General features: G+C 48.6%; 21 protein-coding genes. 3 read left to right on the forward strand and 18 right to left on the reverse strand.

Translation table 11 applies throughout. The annotated features are described in order from the left end of the window. The first annotated feature begins 13 nt into the window (after positions 1 to 13). Positions 14 to 3,208 carry a multidrug efflux RND transporter permease subunit gene (locus tag C8R14_RS02115; RefSeq protein WP_011635179.1) on the forward strand — a complete coding sequence of 1,065 codons (3,195 nt, stop codon included), beginning with the start codon at positions 14 to 16 and terminating at the stop codon, positions 3,206 to 3,208. A gap of 268 nt (positions 3,209 to 3,476) precedes the next feature. Here C8R14_RS02115 and C8R14_RS02120 read toward each other — a convergent pair whose 3' ends face one another. The 13 genes from C8R14_RS02120 to C8R14_RS02180 form a co-directional block, all read right to left on the reverse strand. Next, on the reverse strand, positions 3,477 to 3,818 hold the full coding sequence (locus tag C8R14_RS02120; RefSeq protein WP_011635180.1) for a putative signal transducing protein: 342 nt from the start codon (positions 3,816 to 3,818) through the stop codon (positions 3,477 to 3,479). Between the two features lie 28 nt (positions 3,819 to 3,846). Then, the gene (locus C8R14_RS02125; RefSeq protein WP_011635181.1) at positions 3,847 to 4,587 is read right to left on the reverse strand and encodes a Dph6-related ATP pyrophosphatase; all 741 of its coding nucleotides are present in this window, start codon (positions 4,585 to 4,587) and stop codon (positions 3,847 to 3,849) included. Between the two features lie 33 nt (positions 4,588 to 4,620). Beyond that, a complete protein-coding gene (locus C8R14_RS13685; protein ID WP_207204472.1) occupies positions 4,621 to 4,923 on the reverse strand; it encodes a hypothetical protein in 303 nt (100 codons plus the stop codon). Positions 4,924 to 5,252: 329 nt separating this feature from the next. After that, positions 5,253 to 6,659, reverse strand: coding sequence for a ribosome biogenesis GTPase Der (gene der, locus C8R14_RS02135; protein ID WP_011635183.1), 1,407 nt, complete (start codon positions 6,657 to 6,659; stop codon positions 5,253 to 5,255). Positions 6,660 to 6,710: 51 nt separating this feature from the next. Beyond that, complete coding sequence (gene bamB / locus C8R14_RS02140; protein WP_011635184.1) at positions 6,711 to 7,940, reverse strand: outer membrane protein assembly factor BamB; 1,230 nt, start codon at positions 7,938 to 7,940, stop codon at positions 6,711 to 6,713. Positions 7,941 to 7,942: 2 nt separating this feature from the next. After that, entirely contained in the window at positions 7,943 to 8,581 is a 639-nt protein-coding gene (locus C8R14_RS02145; RefSeq protein WP_011635185.1) for a YfgM family protein, read from the reverse strand. Between the two features lie 22 nt (positions 8,582 to 8,603). Further along, positions 8,604 to 9,869, reverse strand: coding sequence for a histidine--tRNA ligase (gene hisS, locus C8R14_RS02150; protein ID WP_011635186.1), 1,266 nt, complete (start codon positions 9,867 to 9,869; stop codon positions 8,604 to 8,606). Further along, a complete protein-coding gene (gene ispG, locus C8R14_RS02155) occupies positions 9,862 to 11,106 on the reverse strand; it encodes a flavodoxin-dependent (E)-4-hydroxy-3-methylbut-2-enyl-diphosphate synthase (RefSeq protein ID WP_011635187.1) in 1,245 nt (414 codons plus the stop codon). Before ispG ends, hisS begins: the two co-directional genes overlap by 8 nt. Positions 11,107 to 11,139: 33 nt before the next feature. After that, the gene (locus C8R14_RS02160) at positions 11,140 to 12,216 is read right to left on the reverse strand and encodes a helix-turn-helix domain-containing protein (protein WP_011635188.1); all 1,077 of its coding nucleotides are present in this window, start codon (positions 12,214 to 12,216) and stop codon (positions 11,140 to 11,142) included. Next, the gene (gene pilW, locus C8R14_RS02165) at positions 12,206 to 12,997 is read right to left on the reverse strand and encodes a type IV pilus biogenesis/stability protein PilW (RefSeq protein ID WP_011635189.1); all 792 of its coding nucleotides are present in this window, start codon (positions 12,995 to 12,997) and stop codon (positions 12,206 to 12,208) included. The genes C8R14_RS02160 and pilW overlap by 11 nt, the downstream gene beginning before the upstream one ends. A gap of 45 nt (positions 12,998 to 13,042) precedes the next feature. Further along, positions 13,043 to 14,182, reverse strand: a complete 1,140-nt coding sequence (gene rlmN, locus C8R14_RS02170) for a dual-specificity RNA methyltransferase RlmN (RefSeq protein WP_011635190.1) — start codon at positions 14,180 to 14,182, stop codon at positions 13,043 to 13,045. Positions 14,183 to 14,219: 37 nt separating this feature from the next. After that, complete coding sequence (gene ndk / locus C8R14_RS02175; RefSeq protein ID WP_011635191.1) at positions 14,220 to 14,645, reverse strand: nucleoside-diphosphate kinase; 426 nt, start codon at positions 14,643 to 14,645, stop codon at positions 14,220 to 14,222. A gap of 297 nt (positions 14,646 to 14,942) precedes the next feature. Then, positions 14,943 to 15,359 (reverse strand): nitrosocyanin, encoded by a 417-nt coding sequence (locus tag C8R14_RS02180; protein WP_011635192.1) that lies wholly within the window; start codon positions 15,357 to 15,359, stop codon positions 14,943 to 14,945. Positions 15,360 to 15,809: 450 nt separating this feature from the next. On the opposite strand from C8R14_RS02180, the gene C8R14_RS02185 reads away from it, so the two are divergent. Beyond that, positions 15,810 to 17,198, forward strand: coding sequence for an aspartate aminotransferase family protein (locus C8R14_RS02185; RefSeq protein ID WP_011635193.1), 1,389 nt, complete (start codon positions 15,810 to 15,812; stop codon positions 17,196 to 17,198). A gap of 11 nt (positions 17,199 to 17,209) precedes the next feature. On the opposite strand, the gene dnaQ is transcribed toward C8R14_RS02185, so the two are convergent. The 3 genes from dnaQ to C8R14_RS02200 are packed head-to-tail and all read right to left on the reverse strand — an operon-like array spanning position 17,210 to position 19,208. Then, positions 17,210 to 17,914: a DNA polymerase III subunit epsilon gene (dnaQ, locus tag C8R14_RS02190; protein ID WP_011635194.1), complete on the reverse strand. Its 705-nt coding sequence runs from the start codon at positions 17,912 to 17,914 to the stop codon at positions 17,210 to 17,212. Between the two features lie 11 nt (positions 17,915 to 17,925). Beyond that, positions 17,926 to 18,414: a ribonuclease HI gene (rnhA, locus tag C8R14_RS02195; protein ID WP_011635195.1), complete on the reverse strand. Its 489-nt coding sequence runs from the start codon at positions 18,412 to 18,414 to the stop codon at positions 17,926 to 17,928. Between the two features lie 59 nt (positions 18,415 to 18,473). Next, entirely contained in the window at positions 18,474 to 19,208 is a 735-nt protein-coding gene (locus C8R14_RS02200; protein ID WP_074456220.1) for a class I SAM-dependent methyltransferase, read from the reverse strand. A gap of 59 nt (positions 19,209 to 19,267) precedes the next feature. On the opposite strand from C8R14_RS02200, the gene gloB reads away from it, so the two are divergent. Continuing rightward, positions 19,268 to 20,035, forward strand: a complete 768-nt coding sequence (gene gloB / locus C8R14_RS02205) for a hydroxyacylglutathione hydrolase (protein ID WP_011635197.1) — start codon at positions 19,268 to 19,270, stop codon at positions 20,033 to 20,035. 303 nt (positions 20,036 to 20,338) lie between these two features. Here gloB and C8R14_RS02210 read toward each other — a convergent pair whose 3' ends face one another. Further along, the gene (locus C8R14_RS02210) at positions 20,339 to 20,911 is read right to left on the reverse strand and encodes a peroxiredoxin family protein (RefSeq protein WP_011635198.1); all 573 of its coding nucleotides are present in this window, start codon (positions 20,909 to 20,911) and stop codon (positions 20,339 to 20,341) included. A gap of 106 nt (positions 20,912 to 21,017) precedes the next feature. Further along, a complete protein-coding gene (locus tag C8R14_RS02215) occupies positions 21,018 to 21,935 on the reverse strand; it encodes an SWIM zinc finger family protein (RefSeq protein ID WP_011635199.1) in 918 nt (305 codons plus the stop codon).

A 21,935-nucleotide genomic window follows, 5' to 3' on the forward strand; every position in this document is an offset into this window, starting at 1 on the left:
CGTAAGGCGTGCCATGAATTCTCGTTTTTTTATTGAACGACCGATTTTTGCATCGGTACTATCCATCATCATTGTTATTGTCGGCCTGGTTTCCTTAAGAGATCTCCCGATCGCCCAATTTCCTGAAATTACGCCACCTGTCGTACAAATTGATGCGGATTATCCCGGTGCCAGTGCGGATGTAGTGGCGGAAGCCGTTGCGCGCCCGATAGAAGTGCAGCTTCCTGGTATCGATAATCTTCTGTATTACGAATCCACCAGCACAAATGATGGCCACATGACAATGAGGCTCACGTTCGAAATCGGAACGGATGTCGATATTGCACAAGTACAAACTCAAAATCGGCAAAAACTGGCCGAACCGCAACTGCCTGATGAAGTTATCCGGCAAGGTATAACGGTCAAGAAAACCTCACCTGATCTATTGCTGGTAGTTGCACTGAGCTCTACTGACCCCGCTCACGACACCATATTTCTGTCGAATTATGCTCTGCTCAGGGTACTCGATAATATCAAACGACTTCCCGGTGTTGGAGATGCTTCAATCTTCGGTGGTCAAAATTACTCCATGCGGCTGATTCTCGATCCTATCCGGATGGCACAACTTAATTTCACGCCGAGTGATATCGTCGCTGCCGTTCGTGAACAGAATCGTGATTTTCCTGCAGGTCGGATCGGCCGTGAACCTGTAATCAATGAAACCGAGCTCACTATTCCCGTTATGACCAAAGGACGGATGAGCGAGGTAAAAGAATTTGAAGATATGATCATCCGGGCTTACCCGGATGGCTCTATGGTGCGATTGAAAGACGTCGCACAAGTAGAGTTGGGAGCACAATCCTATGATCTGCAAGCCCGACAGAACGGGCGGCCAAATACTTTCCTGCTGACTTATCTCTCGCCTGGTGCCAACGCACTTGAAACAGCACAGCGTATCCGTAATGAAATGGATCGACTTGCTAAAGACTTTCCTCCCGGTGCATCCTATGATGTTCCTTACGACACCACTACATTCATTGAAGTTTCTATCTATGAAGTTGTAAAAACCCTGGCAGAAGCCTTGCTGCTGGTTGTACTGGTTGTTTTCATCTTTTTACAAAGCTGGCGTGCCACGCTGATACCGGCTATTGCTGCACCTATTTCCCTTATTGGTACATTTATCGGAATGGAGGCGTTGGGATTCTCGGTCAATACGCTCACCCTGTTTGGCATGGTGCTTTCCATCGGTATCGTGGTGGATGATGCGATTGTTGTGGTAGAAAACGTCGAGCGCCATATAACCAATGGTCTCACGCCCAAGAATGCTGCAATAAAAGCCATGCAGGAGTTATTCGGAGCACTGATTGCTATTGTTTTGGTGCTTGCTTCGGTATTCTTGCCCGTCGCATTTCTGGGAGGTATCACCGGCGAACTGTACAAACAATTTGCCATCACCATTGCATTGTCAGTCATGATTTCCGGATTCGTCGCACTGACACTGAGCCCTGCCTTATGCGCCCTGGTACTCAAACCCGGCCATGATTCTCCTAATAGATTCTGGAAAATTTTCAACCGAACGTTTGATTGGGCGCAGACTCGTTACGTCAGCATGGCCGGCACAATCATAAAAAAGTCGGTACTATCAATCTTCGTTTTTTTAATAGCAATATTTTTTGCTGTCAGTTTATTCAAAACAGTGCCGGGAGGCTTCCTTCCAGAAGAAGATCAGGGCTATTTTATTACGATAGTACAGCTGCCAGATGGCGCTTCCATTTCCCGTACCAAGAAGGTTCTGGAAAAAATAGAGAATTATTTTCTGTCAAATCCAGCTGTTCATTCAACTGATGCAATGGCTGGTATGAACTTTGTCTTCAGCAGCCGTGGTCCGAATCACGCTACGATGTTCGTGCCGTTGCATCACTGGGACACTCGAAAAAATTCCGATGAGCAAGTTCAAAGCCTGATTGCCAACGCCTTTGGTGAATTTGCAAAAATTCCTGAAGCATTAGTGCTTGCCTTTAACGCACCTTCAATCCGTGGACTAGGTGCTACCGGCGGCTTCTCAATCCAATTGCAGGATCCAAGTGGAGGAGATTTTTCAGAGTTTGCCGAAACAACACAGGTATTCGTAAACAAAGCCATGGAACACCCGGCTATAGGAATGGCCGGCACCAATTTTCGTGTCAGCGCTCCCAGGCTATATGCCCATGTAGATCGCGAGCGCGCCAAAGCTTTAGGCGTACCCATATCTGATGTCTTCGATACGATGCAAGCATATTTTGGCAACTTGTATGTGAATGACTTTATCAAGTTTGGCCGCGTCTACCGGGTACAAACCGAAGCACCGCCTGAGTATCGATCCAGCCCGAACGATATCAGCAATATTTACGTCCGCGCTCAATCGGGAACAACTAGCACAATGATTCCACTTGATTCTATAGTGACCGCCGAGTTCAACAGTGGTCCGGATCCAGTTACCCATTTCAACGGATTCAACTCCGCACTCGTGCTAGGCAGTGCAGCGCCAGGCTATAGTTCCGGACAGGCTCTGGATGCACTGCAAGAAGTGGCCAATGAAGTACTGGTGCCCAAGGGCTATACCATCGACTGGAGCGGAATTACTTATCAGGAAAAGAAGGCAGCCAGTGGACAAAAAATATGGATACTTTCCTTTGCCCTGCTTATGGTATTTCTGGTGTTGGCAGCCCTGTATGAAAGCTGGTCTATTCCGTTTGCTGTGATTCTGGCAGTGCCTTTCGGTATATTAGGAGCATTGCTAGCCATCTGGACGCGCGGACTGACTGATGATATTTATTTTCAGGTCGGGTTAATTACCCTGATCGGATTATCTGCCAAAAACGCCATCCTTATTGTAGAGTTCGCCAATGATCTGTATGCCAATGGTGCATCACTGACCGAAGCCGCTCTGGAAGCAGCCCGGGTTCGCTTCCGCCCGATCATCATGACCTCCATGGCCTTTATCATGGGGGTATCCCCACTTGTGATCTCATCCGGCGCAGGGGCCGCCAGTCGTATCGCTATTGGTACAACTGTACTAGGAGGCATGTTGGCAGCCACTTTCCTCGCTATATTTTTCGTGCCACTCTTTTTCGTATTAATTGGAAAAATCACACATCGAACCAGACGCCCCATTCCTGAAGTTGTACAGGTTGAAACTGGGAATCAGACAACCCTCACTGATAACCAGAAAAATACTAATGATAACTGATAGCTATCCATCCCAAACCTGCGTAAGAATTATCTCGCTGCACGAGGAGCTGAAAACAATACTGATACCCAAAGCCGGGATAAAGAGGAACCTACAATAATGCTGTTGGAATGGATCCACCGGCATGCCCTAACGCTTGATAAAGAATTGAAAGACTTATAATATTTATTTACAGACAAATCCATTACTCACGATTCCCATGGATAATGGATGCAAAACAATGGCTTGATCACAATCGGTGTGTAGCTGGTATCCATCAAAGTGATTTTCAGGCGTCAGGAGGTGAGAGCCCTTCCTTGACAACCTCCAGCCCGGCACCACATTGCCAACATAGTTGAAAATTACTCGGATTTTCCTCACCACACTGCGAGCAGAAAACACTATCAGTTATTTGTGGGGCCTGTTCATAGGCCGCAACAATCGCTCGCCCGCGATCATAGTCAAGATCACGTACTACCCAAACTTCCGGATAAGCATGGGTAAACGGAATTTCTCCTACCCCTCCCTGCGCATACTCATTGAACAACCTGGACGGAATATAAGCATTAGCCAGAAAATCTTGGATAATGTGCGCCTCCAATAAATTATTGGCTGTATAAAGTTTTTTCATGTGACAAATTGTTATCCAACGCCCGAAATCATCGGCGTAAACCCGTGTAACGGGCGGGCATCGGCTGGATTACGTTGTTAGCTGCCGGAGCATAACCGATTGCACCATCCGGTATAAGATCGGCAAAATAGAATCCATCACGTTCTACTACTTCGCCGACGCTTGCACAGAGTGACTCCTGGAACATCGGCCCTGCAAGGACGCACGTGTGAAACTCTCCGTTTTCGCCACATGGATCAACACTCTCCGGCAAATCGTTCAGAAAGGTATGATTGAATATCCGGCCAACGAATGATGGTGAAAGTTGCTTCGGATCAACGCACGTCACCACAGCGACGACCTCGGCATCAATCATACGATGTGCCAGAGAATCAGTGGGTTGATGCCAGATAGGAAACAATGGTTGAAGACCAGAGCCTTCGAGCTGCTTGACGCGGTACGCACGAATATCTGCCAGAAACAGATCACCAAAGGCGATATGCGTTGCGCCGCTCTCAACAGCACTTTTGACAGCGTCGTGCATCTTGCACTCATACACTTCATTGGAACACGGCCACGGCAACGGAATGATATGCAGCGGAAGTCCAACCGCACGAGCTTGCGCCTCGGCGAGCGCGAGCCGAGTTGAGTGCATTGCAACCCGCTCGTATGTAGTATTAACAGTCGTCAGGAGGCCGATAACCTCTACCTCCGGATCTTGCCGCAGTACATGCAACGACCAGGCGCTGTCCTTACCGGTACTCCAGGAGAGAAAGACACGTTGCTTCATTGACTAATGCCCTATCGTTTCAGGTGCTAACACTCAAGATATAATCGGCACAGCTCGCCTCGCGTAGTTGGATGACATTATGCCAGCCGCTTGCGGGTACCGGCTGGATTGAAGCGTTATGCATTTCTTGACCTCGATAAACCATTTGGGTTGCATCGCATCGAAGTCCTGGCGGATATTGGAAGGCAGATAACTGGCCGAATCCAGCACAAAAAGTTGATCATTCACGCGCTTGAACACAACCCAGTGCCAGAAGTTTTTACCTTCTTCTTGATCATGCTTGATAGACAGCAACGCCAAATCAGGTAATGTGTCCGGACTCAAACGGAATTTCACCACTAGACGTTTCTACACGCGCGAGACAGCATACGCCGTACATACTGAGTATCCGACCACAGTGATTTGGCTACCCATCGCATTGGTGATAGAGTCTTCATCTCTAAATAGGTTTCCCCACCCAAGAATTGGCAACTGACACAATTCCACATCCGGTAGTTTCCTCCTGTACGACTGGCTTGAGCACTGAATCACCCTTAATACATAACGCAATGTACAAAACAACTTATCCAATAAAACTTGTACAGATATTTGTATACGATATATCTTCAACTTAGTTGGTGCCATGAACAATTTAATAAGTTTAACGCAAGTTCTTGTTCTCGGAATCAACCATATTTCTTGCGATTGCGACGACGACGACTATGTGCGCGTCGCGCTTCTTCCTCGGTCAAAGGTGGCGCTTTTTTGCCAGCATAAGGATTATGGCCTGTCCTGAACTCCACTCGCAGCGGAGTGCCCTTTAACTCGAACACGTCTCTGAAGGTATTTTCGAGATAGCGGCGATAGGTTTGGGGAACATGATCAAGCATCGAGCCATGCACAATAATCAGTGGGGGGTTTTCCCCTCCCTGGTGCGCATAGCGCAGTTTTGGCCGTGATACTCCACCGCGTGGCGGCTGTTGCTTGGCAACAGCCGCCAACATGACGCGCGTCAGCTTAGGTGTCGGGATATGCGCCATGGCTGCAGTGTAGGCAGCATCAACCGAAGGCATCAATGCTTTCACTCCATTGCCGTACAGAGCGGAAATATAATGCAGGTTAGCAAAATTCAGAAAGGCAAGCTTGCGTTCAAACTCTCGTTTGGTGGTATCACGCTGGTAGTCATCCATGCCATCCCATTTGTTGATTGCAATAACCAGTGCACGACCAGTTTCCAGTATGAATCCGGCAATATGTGCATCCTGTTCAGAGATACCGCTTTGCGCATCCAGCACCAGGACAACCACGTTGGCAGCTTCGATCGATTGCAAGGTCTTGACCACCGAGAATTTTTCCACGGTTTCCCAAACCTTGCCTGATCGGCGCAAACCTGCCGTATCGATCAATGTATAGCGACGTTGGCCATATTCAAAATCAATATAAATACTGTCCCTGGTAGTACCTGGTTGATCAAAGGCAATCATCCGCTCTTCACCCAGAAGTGTATTGATCAGTGTGGATTTGCCAACATTCGGGCGGCCAGCAATGGCAATGACGGGGTGCTTTTCCTGACCAGGCTCGGCTTCGATATCTTCTGCATACGGATAATCTTCCAGTGCAAAATCAATCAGCTCACCGAGATGTTCTCCATGCAAAGCTGAAACAACACAAGGTGTGCCCAGTCCCAATTCATGGAATTCAACTGCTGCTGTTGAATAAGGCATCCCTTCGGCTTTATTGACGACGAGTATTATTTTTCGGCCAGTTTTACGCAGCTGATCTGCAATGATTTTGTCTTGTGAAGCCAGTCCTTGACGGCCATCGACGATAAACAGCACAACATCGGCCTCATCTACAGCCTGCAGGGTTTGTCTGGCCATGGCATGCAGGATGCCAGATTTGACTACAGGCTCAAAACCGCCGGTATCCACCACGAGATAGGGTTTTAGACCCAGCCTGCCGTGGCCATAGTGACGGTCACGTGTCAATCCGGGAATATCTGCCACAATCGCATCACGACTGCGAGTCAGACGGTTGAATAATGTCGATTTTCCGACATTCGGACGCCCAACCAGTACGAGAGTGGGTTTCATGATAAAGGAGATATGAAAAATGCTTTACCCGGAAAGCATAGAAAAATCCGGTTATTGCAAGGAAAAAGCGAAAACACCGCCTTTGAGTGTTTGTACTACAAAGCCATCCGGTAGATATTCAGCACGCGACAAAATTATGCCTCCATCCGTGGGTGAACGGGCAAGCAGGGAGCCATCCTGACGGTTGATCAGAGTAACAAACCCTTGATCATCCCCGACCACCAGCCGGTTACCTCTGACGATCATCAAGCCAGAGAGCTTCCGGCTGCCCAGCTTTCCACGCTTCCAGACGGCCGTACCACTACTTTTGTCGTAAGCAGCGACGATTCCATGTTCTTCGCTGATGTATACGTGATGGTTATCAATCACCATCCCCATGCTGCTTGACGCATCTCTCGCCCAAATCTGATTACCACTGGAAATTTCGAAGCAGGCAGCACGTCCGCGATAAGCCACTGCGCACACCTGGTTTTCATCGACAATCGGCAGACTGCTGATATCAGTCATACGTTCCAGCTCGGTAACACCATGCGGTTGTGAAACAGTTTCTTCCCAGCCTACATTACCGGTAAGCAAATCCAGCGCAATTAATTTCCCGCCGGGAAATCCGGCAAAGACAGCACCCCGGGTAATTGATACTCCGACAAAACTTCTGACTGTCAGCGGCGGTGTGACACTTTGATAGCTCCAGATACGTTTTCCATCCGTTGCATTCAGACCAAATAATTTACTATCACCGGTACGCACGACTACAATGCCACTGTCTGTCTTTGGCGGGCTCAAGACTTCACCAGGAACCCGGGATTGCCACAAGGCGTTACCCGCCTCATCAAATGCCAGCACTTCACCCTTGTAGGTTCCGAGCAGAATCATTCCTCCGCCAGCACCGACTCCTCCAGAAAGCTGGGATTTAGTCTCTACACGCCAGATCTCGCGACCTGTCACCGGGTCGAGTTTGACCAAACGCCCATCTTCATCAGCAACGTAAAGGGCTCCGTTATCGTAGACCGGCAAAAAAACTGCAGTTTTACTTTCTGCCAGCTTGACCTGCCAGAGCGGGTTGATCGGGGCCAATGTCTGTAGCGCAACAATCTCGGCTTCATCGATTTCAACCTCATCTTCTTCACTACTGAAAAGATCAGTTAAATGTCCCCCTCCCAGGTCACTCAAATTTGCGCAACCGCTTAGCAAGATCAGTAAAGAAAGGATACAGACACGCAGTGTCCGGCTGCCTGCATGAAAAACATAATCAAGGATTAATAACAGAATATTTCCAGCCACTATTAATGTTCTCTCAATGCATCCAGTTTCATCTGTACCACATTCCGGTAGGCACCCTGCGTATCCAGGCTGTCCAGTGCCTTCTGATAGGCTGCACGTGCTTCATCTATTTTCCCGGAAGCAGCCAGCGCATCTCCCCGCAAATCTGCATAGAGCCCGGTAAAAGAAGCACCATGCTGTGCGTTCAACAGTGACAGTGCCTGATCATATTTACCCTCATCCACTAGCACATTTGCCAGTCGTATCCGGGCAAGATCTTTCACTTCGGGTTCTTCGGTATGATCAAGCACCCATTGCAGCATATCTCTGGCAGACTGGTTATTACCTGCCTGCACTGCAGAATGGGCAGCAATCAGCGCTGCACGCGAGGCATAACCACTCCCGGGAAAACCTTGGATGAGCAGCTGCGCTGCATCTGTTATCTTTTCAAACTCACTTCCCTTTTCGACCTGTTGCTGGAGAACGGTATATAAATCAGCCGCCTGTCTAGCCTGCTCGCCCTTGTAATGATTCCATAGCCGGGTACCCACCACTACTGCTGCAAAAACAACTATAGTAAGCAATAACGTTGCGCCATTAGCAGACCACCAGGCCTTCAGCCGATCTATTTTTTCCTGTTCTTCAAAGTTGTATGCAGACATTATTTCTTACCTTCCATCTTCATTAAATATTTTCCAGAAACACGGCGACTTTCGTCAAATCAATTTTGACTTGCTCCACTGCCTCACGTAATGACTTGATACTGACCTGTCCGGTTGCAGCCTCATCGTCCCCGATGATGGCGGCAAACCGTGCGCCACTGGCATCAGCTTTTTTCATCTGTGCCTTGAAGCTTCCCCCGCCGCTATGTAGCACAACCTTGAAGCCTGCATCCCGCAAGGATTCTGCGACTTTCCAGGAAAACCCAGCTGCAATATCTCCTTGATGAACAACATAAACATCAGGAACAGTGTGTATTTCAGCAGCCACATCAGTTTCACTGATCAGAGACAGTATCCGTTCTATTCCCATCGCAAAACCGCATGCCGGAGCTGGTTTGCCACCAATCTGCGCAATCAGTCCGTCATATCGTCCACCTGCACAGATGGTTCCCTGAGCCCCTAATTTGTCAGTCACCCATTCGAACACCGTGCGGTTATAGTAATCCAGCCCTCTGACCAGACGGTGATTGATTTCAAAACTGATCCCCTGGTTACGCAAAATCCGCTGCAGTGCGTCAAAATGAATAAGTGAATCTTCATCCAGATCATCGAACAGATGGGGTGCACCTTCCAATATTTCACGCATGCCCGGATTTTTACTGTCAAGAATACGCAACGGGTTGGTTTTCAATCGCCGGCGTGCATCTTCATCAAGCTCATCGTAAAATTTTTCCAAATAGCTGATCAGGCGCGCACGATAAATCAAACGTGATTCAATGCTGCCAAGCGTGCTGATTTCAAGGCGCACATCCGGAATACCCAGCAAACGCCACAGCCGCGCGCACATAATGATGAGTTCTGCATCGATATCCGGGCCAACAAATCCGAGTGCTTCCACACCAACCTGATGAAACTGGCGATAACGCCCCTTCTGTGGGCGTTCATGCCGAAACATCGGGCCGCTGTAGTACAGGCGTTGGGGTCCGGAATACAGCAGATTATGCTCAATCACTGCACGTACACAGGAAGCTGTTCCTTCTGGACGCAATGTCAGATTTTCGCCATTGAGTTGATCAATGAACGAGTACATCTCTTTCTCGACGATATCAGTGACTTCCCCAATTGAACGGACGAACAAATCAGTCTGCTCAACAATAGGGGTTCGTAAATTACGATAACCGTAGGCAGCCAGCCACGTGCGGATCGTATCTTCGAAAAACCCCCACAAATCACTTTCATCAGGCAGGATGTCGTTCATCCCGCGTACTGCCCTGATTGCTTCAGGCATTAGCTACTTTTTTCCGGTATTTGGTGCGCACGTATTCATCAACGATTACACGGAATTCGCCAGCGATGTTGTCGCCTTTCAAGGTAACGGTCTTTTGACCATCCACGAAAACCGGTGCCACCGGAGTTTCACCTGATCCGGGCAAACTGATACCAATATTGGCATGCTTGCTTTCACCTGGTCCGTTGACCACACATCCCATAACTGCCAGCGACATATTCTCGACACCTTCATATTGTTCGCGCCAGATGATCATTTGCTCGCGCACATAGATCTGAATACTTTCGGCAAGTTCTTGGAAATAGGTACTGGTTGTGCGCCCGCATCCCGGACAGGATGCCACCAGCGGAACAAACGCGCGCAACCCCATTGTCTGCAGGATTTCCTGAGCGACGATAACTTCACGCGCGCGATCTCCGCCCGGCTCTGGCGTCAGGGAGATACGAATCGTATCGCCAATTCCCTTGAACAAAAGCACCGCCAGTGCTGCTGTCGAAGCAACAATACCCTTTGACCCCATGCCGGCTTCAGTCAACCCCAGATGCAGTGCATAATCGCACTGCGCAGCCAACTCCCCATAAACCGCAATCAGATCTTGCACACCGCTAACCTTGCATGACAGCACGATGTGATCCCGACCCAAGCCCAGTTCTTCTGCCCTGGCCGCACTTTCCAACGCAGAGGTGATAAGTGCCTTGTGCATGACCTGTGAAGCACCTAACGGGTCTGGAGAACGCGCATTTTCATCCATGATCCGCGCCAGCATCTCCGGATCGAGACTACCCCAATTCACCCCGATACGAACTGGTTTGTCATATTTGCAGGCCATTTCAATCAGTATGGAGAACTGTTCGTCTCGCTTTTTCCCATGACCCACGTTTCCCGGGTTAATACGGTATTTGGCCAGCGCCTTTGCGCATTCCGGATAAGCAGTCAGCAACTTGTGTCCATTGAAATGGAAATCACCCACCAGCGGAACATGGCAATCCATATCATCCAGCCGCGCGCGGATTGCGGGAACTGTTCGCGCTGCCTCCATGGAATTGACGGTAATTCTGACAAGTTCGGAACCGGCACGCGCAAGCTGTTCAACCTGCTGGACAGTCGCCAGCTCATCAGCAGTATCGGTATTGGTCATTGATTGCACAACAATCGGTGCACCACCACCAATCATCACCGAACCCACTTTGACACCCACACACTTTCGGCGCGGGGCAGGTACGTTATTAGAAGACATGGTTAACACTCGGATCTCAGAAATTTATACAGGTTATTCAAGTGAAAAGCGTGCGACATCATCATTGCCGCGGGTATAGGGTGCAAGATCAACCTTGTGTCCGTTATAGGTAAGACTGACCCCGGCTGCATTGCCGATCACGAGATACAAGGGCGGCTCTCCTTCTATCGTCTGCTCAGTTCCTCGCGAATTAATTTTTTCGAGAATGATCTGCCCATTACTATCCTTGATTTTTACCCAGGAATCCTTGGAAAAGACAAAGTGTAATGATTTTTTACCATTATCTGGAGCCTTGGCTGTATCCGCAACCGGGGCCGATGGGGCAGGCAAAGCAGGCAAGACTGCCGCAGCTGGTGGCAGATTGACACTCGCCGATGCAGGCGGTGCCATAGGAGAAGATACCGAAGCAGTTGGAGACAAGGGTAGTGCCAAATCTATCGCCACCTGATCATTCTCGCTGCTGGAACCGGACTGGATAACTTGATCTCCCTCATTCAGCATATAGGGTGCCATCTTCTCCGGTATTTCTTCATGATAAAACCCATAAGCTGCAAATGCCGCCAATATTACCGCAACATACAACAGCCATCCGCTCCGGCCACCACGATCAGACTGGTAAACAGGTTCTATTGCTTTGAAACGCTGCGATGGATTCTTGCTGGTAAAAACACTGTCTGCTGGCCGAGATTGAGGCACAGCCTCCACAAGCAGAGTCGTATCATCGAGCTGCAACAAGTTGGCATAATTACGCACATAACCACGCAGAAATACAGCAGCAGGAAGCCTGGAAAAATCTTGCGCTTCGATTGCTTCTATCTGTTGTTCAGACAAACGTAACCGATGCGCCACTTCACCAATATTCATGCCGCGCCTGATTCTCTCATCACGCAATCTTTGTCCAAAATTGGGCGTTGCTGCACCACCTGTCTTTTCTGTATCAGTTGGGGGATCCGCCTGAATGGTTTGAAATGACGAGATTATTTCTGTGCGTTCAGGTTGAAACGATCCAGCTTGATCAGAATTCTCCTGAGCCGCACCAATATTATTATCAGCCACCGAATTCTGGTCCATACCTGGCGTATCTTGTTTATCTATTTCATTATCTTTCATGATTCAATCTGCCTGCACGCAATTCCCTGGCTTCACTGGAATCGGGAAAACGCTTCTGTAATTGAAAAGCATAATTGGTTTCTGCATTGATATCCCCGTTCGCTCGCGCGATACGAACAGCCAACCATAAACTACCTGATGTAGGAGAATACGTTTGCAGATACCGGATAATCGATGACCAGGCTTTCTTCACCTCCCCCCGGCTGAAATCCAGCTCCACCATCCCAAGCTGGGCCAGAGCATAGTCGGGACGGATCACCAGCGCTTGCTGAAAGAAAGCTTGTGCCTGCTCAAAATTATTTTGCTTCAGAACACATAACCCTGCATTGGTATAAGTTCTCTCGGGAGTTTCATATAAGGGATCACGCACAGCTGCCATAAAATGATCAATCGCTTGTTCCATTCTATCGGGCTTTCTCTGGCATAAAAACCAGCCAAAATTGTTGCGTATATCCGGATCATTCGGCGTAATTCCAAGTCCACGCTCAAAGTTCCACTCTGCCTGGCTGTCCTCTTGCAGATCCATATAAACCAGCCCAAGCATATTGTAAGCTGGCGCATAATCGGATTTTTTTCGCAGTGCTATGCCGGCTTCTTCTATCGCTATCCGGTACTGACCACGGTGATAATACTGCCCCGCCAGCTCAGTATGAATTTTTGCACTCTGCAATGCACGCTGCTTCAATTCCTCAGGAGTTGGTTTTTCCTGAACCGGCACATGCTCACAACCTGCCAGCCAGACCAGAAATCCGACAACACCCGCTCTTATCAGCTTGCTCATATTACTTGCAATTGTTCACCGCCAACACTGGATTTATAAACCTTTTCACCCGGTAACCACGGCTCGGCCAGATCCACATGTACCCGTTCTGCGCGTCTTATCCTTTACTTGTCCTGCCAGTTGGCCACAAGCAGCTGCAATATCATCCCCGCGCGTTTTACGCACAGTCGTGACGATTCCTGCTTGCATCAATACATCCCGGAAATTATCAATAGCATCAGTATTTGATCGCTCATAACCAGAACCTGCAAACGTATTGAATGGAATCAGGTTGAGTTTACACGGGATATTTCTGACTACCTGCACCAGCTCGCGCGCCAGCGCTATGCTGTCATTCACATCTCTCAGCATAACATACTCGAACGTAATAAAATCTCTTGGCGCGGCCGGCAGGTAGCGCTCACAGGCTGCCAGCAAATCCCTGATTGGATACTTTTTATTGATTGGTACTAACTGGTCACGCAAGGCATCATTCGGTGCATGTAACGAAACTGCGAGCGCCACCGGACAACGCTCACGCAAACGATCCAACGCAGGAACCAGGCCGGATGTACTCACCGTTACCCGACGACGTGATAAACCATAGGCATCATCACTCAGCATCAGATCAAGTGCGGTCACCACGTTTTCGAAATTGGCCAGCGGCTCCCCCATTCCCATCATGACAACATTCGTAACTGGTCGTCTTGTGTCTGTATTATCTGCCCGAATCTGCGCGACATCCGGAGAAAATAACTCACCAACCTGGCCTTCGAGTAGTCGGTTAGCCCACCATAATTGGCCAATAATTTCTGCCACGCTCAAGTTACGATTAAAACCCTGCCGGCCGGTAGAACAAAAACTGCATGCCAGTGCACAGCCAACCTGACTGGAAACACAAAGTGTGCCCCGATTAGGCTCGGGAATGAAAACCATCTCCACTGCGTTCCCCGTACCCGTCGATAACAACCATTTACGAGTACCATCTCCCGCAGTATGGTCGCTAATAATTTCAGGTGGATGAACAACAGCACGCTCCATCAATTTTTGACGAAACGTTTTTGCCAGGTCACTCATCTCTATGAATTCCGTCTTGCCGAACCGGTGTACCCATCGCAACAATTGCCTCGCACGATAAGGCTTCTCACCCATTTCTTCGCAAAAATGGATAAGCCCTGTTTTATTGAAATCAAGCAGGTTAATCATTGTATCCGGCCTTTTAGATCGGCAAATCTACAGGTTTTCAGCGTGAATACACTTCTAAAGATGGGAAGAAACAGGCTATTTCCACAGCGGCAGTTTCCGGCGCATCTGAACCATGCACAGCATTGGCATCAATATTTTCTGCAAAATCAGCGCGAATCGTACCTTTTTCTGCTTTTTTCGGATCTGTGGCACCCATCAACTCACGATTTTTGGCAATTGCATTTTCCCCCTCCAGCACCTGGATCATCACCGGCCCGGAAATCATGAATTCAACCAGATCTTTAAAGAAAGGTCTTTCCCTATGGATCGCGTAAAAATTTTCCGCTTCAACTCTTGATAAATGCGCCATGCGAGCAGCAACAACCTTCAAGCCAGCCGCCTCAAATCTTGCATAGATCTGCCCAATAACATTTTTTGCCACTGCATCAGGCTTAATTATGGATAAAGTCCTTTCAACTACCATCAAATACCTCATAGAAATAGTTCGTCACAAGCTGGTATTCTAACAAAAAACCTTTATGTGGTTTACCAAACAGTAACTTAGGGAACTAGAAAGAGAAGCGCACAAAAGGTGCAGTTGGGTGCTTGCAAAAAAAGAAACTCTGATGACACCTGGTATCAGGTTTTCAAAACACAGTAAAAATATATATCTACGATACGGTAGAACACCGAATCAATTTCAAACAGATGTTTGCACACGCTCACAAAAAACAGGCCGGACTAATCCGGCCTGTGTTCTCATCTACCGTGATTCCAAAACTTAATCTACAACGTTAAGGGAACCTGGCAAGTGAATGTTTTGTGGATGAAGCTGGCAATAAACATTGAAAGCACCTTTTTTGTCAGCGGTAAAGCTGATGGTCTTGGTTTCGCCAGCTTTAAGTACTTCCTTGATACCGTAGGCATCAATTGAGAATCCTTCACTGATAGGTGATTTGTTCTCAACAACGATGCTGACCTTATCTCCCTTTTCAACAACCAGTGCTTCCGGCTCATTCAATACATTGAATGCACGGATATTTTTTACTGTCACACCTTCCACGTTCAGTTCAGGAATAGTGGTGTCATAAGCATTGATAACCACTTTAAACTCGCTATGATCATCCGCCTGAGCAGCACCTGCTACCAGCAACGATCCCAAGGCAAAACCAGCAAGCATTGTCTTTGTTATCTTCATCTTTACCTTCCTCTACTTGAATTTATATTTTATTCAGCGAAATACATTCACCGGCCCAGCGACATTAATATACAGTTCCCTGCGATGATCAGTTAATGAACATATCCTTGTAAAAGGAAATATGCACGTCGTCTGTCAAGAAAATTGCTTATTATCAATAACTCGCCCAGCCAACTCGGGAACTCACTATCTTTTTAACCACCGAGTCCCGGTCCAGAAGTGTAGATAGAACAACCAAAAATGTCAATGTCACAATGCCGATCCAATTATTGAATCACACAGATCTTCTCCGTTTCCGCAAACATGCAAAATGCAGCATGACACAGCACTCCGAAATTGCCGTCCTGTCTGCAGACGCATAACTCTGCTTAGATTAATGTAGAATGGCGCTGATTTTTTATACTCTTATACCCGCTTACCAGCATCCGTCTCGCTCCGGAGTCCCCATTCATGAAAATCCAGGATCTTATCCAGAATCGCGGCAGAGAAAATTTCTCCCTGCACGACAAGTACCTCAACAGCCAGATGGTCAAGGTACTTAAAACAATCGATTTTGACCGTCATTATGTCAGAGCCCAGGGCGCTTACCTGTTTGATGATCAGGACAACCGCTACCTGGATTTGTTGAGTGGTTTTGGTGTTTTCGCATTGGGACGCAACCACGCGGAGATCGTCGAAGTGCTTAAAAGCACAATGGAAGCTGATTTACCCAATCTCGTCCAGCTCGACGTATCGTTACTGGCCGGATTGTTAGCAGAAAAACTGGTCAAGTTGACTCCGGGTGGATTAAATCGTGTTTTTTTTGCCAACTCAGGCACTGAAACAGTCGAAGCAGCGATTAAATTCAGCCGTTATGCCACCGGAAAATCCAAAGTCATTTTCTGCCATGGTTGCTACCACGGACTGAGCCTCGGTTCGCTCTCCGCCACAGGAGATGATCATTACAAAAAAGGTTTTGGCCCACTGGTACCTGATTTCATTGAAATCCCGTTCAACGATCTTGAAGCGCTGGAGCAAGCACTTGCCCAAGGAGATGTTGCCGCCTTTATTACCGAACCGATTCAAGGACACGGCGTGTGGATACCGGATGATGACTATCTGCCGCAGGCAGCAAAGCTCGCCCGTAAATATGGTGCCGTATTCATCGTCGATGAAATACAAACCGGGCTGGGTCGAACCGGTAAATGGTGGGCAGTTGAACACTGGTCGGTCGAGCCCGATATTATATGCATCTCCAAGACACTGTCCGGAGGATTCGTTCCGGTAGGTGCATTGGTCTGCAGGGAATGGATCTTTGATCGTGTTTTCAATCGCATGGACCGTGCTGTCGTCCATGGCAGTACATTTGGCAAAAACAATCTTGCAATGGCTGCCGGCCTGGCCACACTGGAAGTGCTGGAATCAGAAAACCTGATCGAACATTCCGCTCGCACTGGCACTGCCATCATGGAAGCACTAACCCCTCTGACGGAGCAATATGAATGCTTCAAGGAAGTACGCGGCAAAGGAATGATGATTGCACTGGAATTTACCGAGCCGACAAAAAGCCTTTCGCTGAAACTGTCATGGAAAATGCTTGAAGCTGCCAACAAAGGATTGTTTTCGCAGCTGATAACCGTCCCATTATTTAGGCAGCACCGGATTTTGTCCCAGGTGGCCGGTCGCGATATGAATATCGTCAAGTTCATCCCGCCACTCATCCTGACGGAATCAGATGTGCAATGGATTGTTTCAGCAGTCAGTGATGTTGTGGCCAGCGCGCATCGGGGCCCCGCTGCAGTCTGGGATTTTGGTAAAGTACTGGCAACCCAGGCGCTTCGTACAAAACTACATACCTAAGGAATTCCAAATTAATTTTGACTGTTCCATAAACAATTTCCCTTGCTTTCCGTATTAATACGCTCCAACAGCCGATCATGCAACTCAAGTTCTGTTTGGCTGACGGGCTGAACGATCAATGTAAGATTTTCTGTTGCACGTAGCCTTGAATCGCCAGACTTCCCTGCTTCTGGAACTTCCGGCTCCATCAGCAAACTTTCCTGGCCGCGCGTCATTGCCAGATAAACTTCGGCCAGCAATTCAGCATCCAGCAAAGCACCATGCAGTGTTCTGTGAGCGTTATCAATCTGATACCGCTCACATAACGCATCCAGATTGTTTCGTTTACCTGGATGCAGCTCCTTTGCCAACATCAACGTATCAACAATCTGCAGGCAATAATTATGCATGGGTTCCAACCGGATCAAACCAAGTTCACGATTGATGAAACCTACGTCAAATGGCGCATTATGAATAAGAATTTCGGCATCTTCTATGAATTCCAAAAACTCGCTACAAATCTCCTGGAAAGCAGGTTTATCCTGCAAGAATTCCCGGCTCAGTCCATGCACCCGCAGCGCGCCCTCATCACTCTCCCGCCCAGGATTGAGATAACGATGAAAATGACGGCCGGTCGAACGTCGGTTACATACTTCTACCGCTGCTATTTCGACAATACGGTGCCCCAGCGCCGGATCCAGGCCGGTCGTTTCAGTATCAAGAAAGACGTAGCGCATAATCTGTCCGATCAATCTGCTTTTTTAGATAACACCGATTCCACTCCCTGATTTGCAAGCCTATCAGCCCGCTCATTACCTGCATGTCCGTTATGTCCCCGCACCCAGAACCATTCAACCTGATGACGCTGAGATAAATCATCCAGCTCTCTCCACAACGCTTCATTCTTGACTGGTTTTTTATCTGCTGTCCGCCACCCACGCTTCTTCCAGCCGTGTATCCATTCACTGATCCCTTTCTGCACATACTGCGAATCGGTATGCAGCTGTACCTGCAAGTGTTGCTGTCCGTTATCTTCCAGGGATTCCAGCTCCTGCAAGGCACGGATGGCAGCCAGTAACTCCATACGATTGTTTGTGGTTACGGGCTCTCCCCCGAAAAATTCCCGTGTTTCGCCATTGAAATGTAAACAAACCCCCCATCCTCCCGGGCCCGGATTACCCTTGCAGGCACCATCCGTAAAAATTTCCACTCGTTTCATATCACTTTTCAGTTGCATACACTTATTCCTGTTATCAACCCATCCACTCTTTTCGCAACAGCCCGCAATTCCAGAGATTATCTCTCTCCCCCGAGCCCTATTTGTGGAACGACTGCCGCTCTCCTTTTGCTTACAGATGGATTTTCCCAGCGAGGCTTGATGATGTGCATACCACATTCATGCTTGACCGCCTGCAAAAAATATACCCCCCCGGCAACAGGCCACCAGCGATCTCCGGCTGCCTCCATAAAACGCAACCGGGAAAGCCACTTTTCCCCGGTAAACGGCGGAACATAACAGCCAAACTGCCCGGCAACGATTTCAAAATCAAGCAATTCCAACCAGTCCTTCACACGCGACAAATCAATAAAACGACCGCGCCACGGAAAATCCATCCCAGATTTTGTCATCCGCCAGCGTATCCCCCAGAGACTGAAAGGATTGAATCCGCTGATGATGACCCTGCCCTCATCAATCAACACCCGCTGTACTTCATGAAAAATCTGGAGAGGATATGAATTAAATTCCAATGTGTGCGGCAATAGCACCAGATCCAGACTATTGCTCCTGATCGGTAGAAAAGCAGGGTGCGCACTGGCTGAAGCTCCTTTTTCCACACCGAGCACAAACTTGAAAGGCATCCGGTTGTTCCGCAAAAAATCAAATCCGGCAAAGCCAATCTGGGCCGCGTTATAGCCGAAAATATCCGCCACAACACGATCGAAATAACGCTGCTCCTGCTCCAGCACGTACTGTCCTAATGCAGTTTCCAACCACTGTTGCATATTTTGCTGCAATGCAGAATCAAACATATTGTCAGAATGATTAGTTATGATGATGATTCGCTTGTCATTTACTGTAAGGAAAAAAAATGATCGATGTTTTCCCCGTCCGCGCCTTTAAAGACAATTATATCTGGATCGTTCACAATCAACAGTTTGCACTCATCATAGACCCTGGTGATGCAACACCAGTTCTCGCCTGGATAAGCCAACAGAACTTGCAACCAATTGCCATACTCTGCACGCATCACCATCATGATCACACGGGTGGCATTCCCTCACTGGTGCAGGAATTTGCGATACCTGTCTACGGCCCTGCCAACGAAAAAATACCGGGAATGACCCATCCATTAACGGGAGGAGATACACTCAGCTTTCCGGAATTGTCGCTGGAATTCAGCGTGCTGGATATTCCCGGACATACTGCTGGTCACATTGCTTACTATGGCCAGAATTACCTGTTTTGTGGAGATACACTGTTTGCATGCGGCTGTGGGCGAATCTTTGAAGGCAGCGCGCAACAAATGCTTGCTTCTTTACAGAAACTGGCCAGTCTGCCGGATGAAACCCTGGTTTATTGCGCTCATGAATACACGCTGGCCAATGTCCGGTTTGCCAGGGTACTCGACCCAGACAACCCTGATTTAATCAAACTGGAAAGCACTGTGGAAGAAAAACTGAAGCAGAATATACCCACACTCCCCTCCAGTCTGGCTGTCGAAAAAGCCACTAATCCGTTTTTGCGCTGTGATCAGCCAGCTATTATCCACAGCGCCAGCCAGCACGTTGGCCGGCATCTTAATGACCCAGTCAGTGTTTTTGCTGCAATCCGTGACTGGAAAAATAACTTTCAGTAGACACCCCGTCATCGCGGTCACGAAGGCAATGATTACGTGGTGGCGAACTGCTTCATACCACCTTTTACAAAGGTAATTTAAGCCAAAATATTTCCGCCTTTGTGATGAGGCCAGACCGACATGGCAATCCAGCGCCTTCGCTACCATGATCACTGGATTGCTTCACGCCGTTGGCGTTCGCAAAGACGACATCTGTAATTACCTCATCCACACACCATTCCACCACCGTGTAAAACCTTACTCGCTGCGTCATCGCAAAGCCCGCAGAGAGGCTATGGTGACCCGATAATCACTCCATTTGCATCAAACCCGGCAGCCCTCATCATCGCACCCTGGCTGTGTATCGCCGGATTGATCTGCTGCTGAAGCCGCTGCCAGTTCCTTGTCGGAGACTTCTTCGGCCAGCAATGTCCCGATTGAAACTCCCAGCAGAAAATCGCTAACGTGGCCAAATTTGTGCAAACGCAGGTGACCGGTTTTATCCACCAGAATCGTGGTTGGCGTGCCCTGCATGTGGTAAGTCATCATTGTATGCGGAATGGAATGCTGCTCGTTCGGTTTGTCGATTCCGATCGGAAAACGCAGCCGGTATTCATAGGCAAAAACCTCCAGCGCATCGCGCCCCATAACTTCATGATGCTCAAAAACCGTATGCAGGCCAATCACCGCCACCCGTTCCGGATCAAATTCATTAAATACCTGCTGCGCCTGCGGAATCCCCTGCTGCACGCAACCAGGGCATAACATCTGAAAGGCATGCATCAATACCACCTTGCCACGCAGGGAAGCCAGCGTAATCGGTTCGGATGCATTCAACCAGCCTGAAGTAATCAACTCTGGCGCCTTGATTTTCTCAACAGTTGTATTTTTTTTCATGGTTTAAATTGAGATACGTTACTGAAAAAAAAATATTTTTTGCTGGTTGATGATAGCACGCGCAGCTATTCCCAAGGAAACCGGGTCCATGCCTGTCACACACTGATCATTTGTCTCGCTGTGCGGCAACCCTGGAAGTGACAACCTTCTTCTTCGTGACAACTGCCCGAGCTGTCTTTGCAGCTACATTCTTTTCGGGTTCCGAAACGGTTGTTACCGCCGCTGCTTTTGTTGCCTTTGCTGTTTTCGTCACAGTCGCCACTTGTCGCTTCCCGGGCGCCTGCTCAACCGGAGCATCGGTCGAAACACCCAACGCAGCCATCTCGATACCAAATACATCCGCCAATGCAGCATCATCAAGCACCTTTGCCTTCGCGGACTCCTTCACCTTAGCAGGAATAACTGCAACCTGGGCAGTCAGCAAGTCATTGGCATCCACCTGACGCAGCACGAACAGCAACTCGGGCTGTTCATCCAGCCGTGCACCGACACCATAGAGCACTGCGGCAACATGTTTACACATCGTTGCCCAATCGGGACAGGAGCAGCCAAGACTGATCTCCTGCAGCAATGGAAACATCCCGCTCTTTGGTTCACACAGGCGCGCCATAACGGCTTTGGAAAATTTTCCTTGCAGCAGCTCCAGCAGTGTGGCGATAGAGCCCGTACAGTCCTCAACCAGTTTCTTCCACCTGGTGACAGGAAGCGGTACGATACCGATCTCGACCCGGTAACGACGAGAACCTATTACCTGTGCAATCACCCGACCCGGCTCAATCTTTAAATCAATCACCGCACCATTACGCACATAGGCACGTCCGCGCGGCAAACGGCTTTCATAGTCGCTATAAGTCTCTAGATTAGCGCACCAGGCTTTGCCCCAGAAAGTTCTGGCGATGGTGTGCGAAGCTACTACAACAGGAAATAAATCCTTGCCGGCCTTCCTTGCCTTCTCCACAACGCGGCTGGCCTGTTCACGCCGTTTAGCCACTGGCACATAGGGTTTCCAGTCCCAGTCACTCAT

It is taken from the genome of Nitrosomonas eutropha, from assembly GCF_003201195.1.
GTDB lineage: Bacteria > Pseudomonadota > Gammaproteobacteria > Burkholderiales > Nitrosomonadaceae > Nitrosomonas > Nitrosomonas eutropha.

Coding starts and splice junctions, on each gene's coding strand:
- C8R14_RS02115 (WP_011635179.1), top strand. CDS start 14: ATGAATTCTCGTTTTTTTATTGAACGACCGATTTTTGCATCGGTACTA.
- C8R14_RS02120 (WP_011635180.1), bottom strand. CDS start 3,818: ATGAAAAAACTTTATACAGCCAATAATTTATTGGAGGCGCACATTATC.
- C8R14_RS02125 (WP_011635181.1), bottom strand. CDS start 4,587: ATGAAGCAACGTGTCTTTCTCTCCTGGAGTACCGGTAAGGACAGCGCC.
- der (WP_011635183.1), bottom strand. CDS start 6,659: ATGAAACCCACTCTCGTACTGGTTGGGCGTCCGAATGTCGGAAAATCG.
- C8R14_RS02145 (WP_011635185.1), bottom strand. CDS start 8,581: ATGTCTGCATACAACTTTGAAGAACAGGAAAAAATAGATCGGCTGAAG.
- hisS (WP_011635186.1), bottom strand. CDS start 9,869: ATGCCTGAAGCAATCAGGGCAGTACGCGGGATGAACGACATCCTGCCT.
- ispG (WP_011635187.1), bottom strand. CDS start 11,106: ATGTCTTCTAATAACGTACCTGCCCCGCGCCGAAAGTGTGTGGGTGTC.
- C8R14_RS02160 (WP_011635188.1), bottom strand. CDS start 12,216: ATGAAAGATAATGAAATAGATAAACAAGATACGCCAGGTATGGACCAG.
- pilW (WP_011635189.1), bottom strand. CDS start 12,997: ATGAGCAAGCTGATAAGAGCGGGTGTTGTCGGATTTCTGGTCTGGCTG.
- rlmN (WP_011635190.1), bottom strand. CDS start 14,182: ATGATTAACCTGCTTGATTTCAATAAAACAGGGCTTATCCATTTTTGC.
- ndk (WP_011635191.1), bottom strand. CDS start 14,645: ATGGTAGTTGAAAGGACTTTATCCATAATTAAGCCTGATGCAGTGGCA.
- C8R14_RS02180 (WP_011635192.1), bottom strand. CDS start 15,359: ATGAAGATAACAAAGACAATGCTTGCTGGTTTTGCCTTGGGATCGTTG.
- C8R14_RS02185 (WP_011635193.1), top strand. CDS start 15,810: ATGAAAATCCAGGATCTTATCCAGAATCGCGGCAGAGAAAATTTCTCC.
- dnaQ (WP_011635194.1), bottom strand. CDS start 17,914: ATGCGCTACGTCTTTCTTGATACTGAAACGACCGGCCTGGATCCGGCG.
- rnhA (WP_011635195.1), bottom strand. CDS start 18,414: ATGCAACTGAAAAGTGATATGAAACGAGTGGAAATTTTTACGGATGGT.
- C8R14_RS02200 (WP_074456220.1), bottom strand. CDS start 19,208: ATGTTTGATTCTGCATTGCAGCAAAATATGCAACAGTGGTTGGAAACT.
- gloB (WP_011635197.1), top strand. CDS start 19,268: ATGATCGATGTTTTCCCCGTCCGCGCCTTTAAAGACAATTATATCTGG.
- C8R14_RS02210 (WP_011635198.1), bottom strand. CDS start 20,911: ATGAAAAAAAATACAACTGTTGAGAAAATCAAGGCGCCAGAGTTGATT.
- C8R14_RS02215 (WP_011635199.1), bottom strand. CDS start 21,935: ATGAGTGACTGGGACTGGAAACCCTATGTGCCAGTGGCTAAACGGCGT.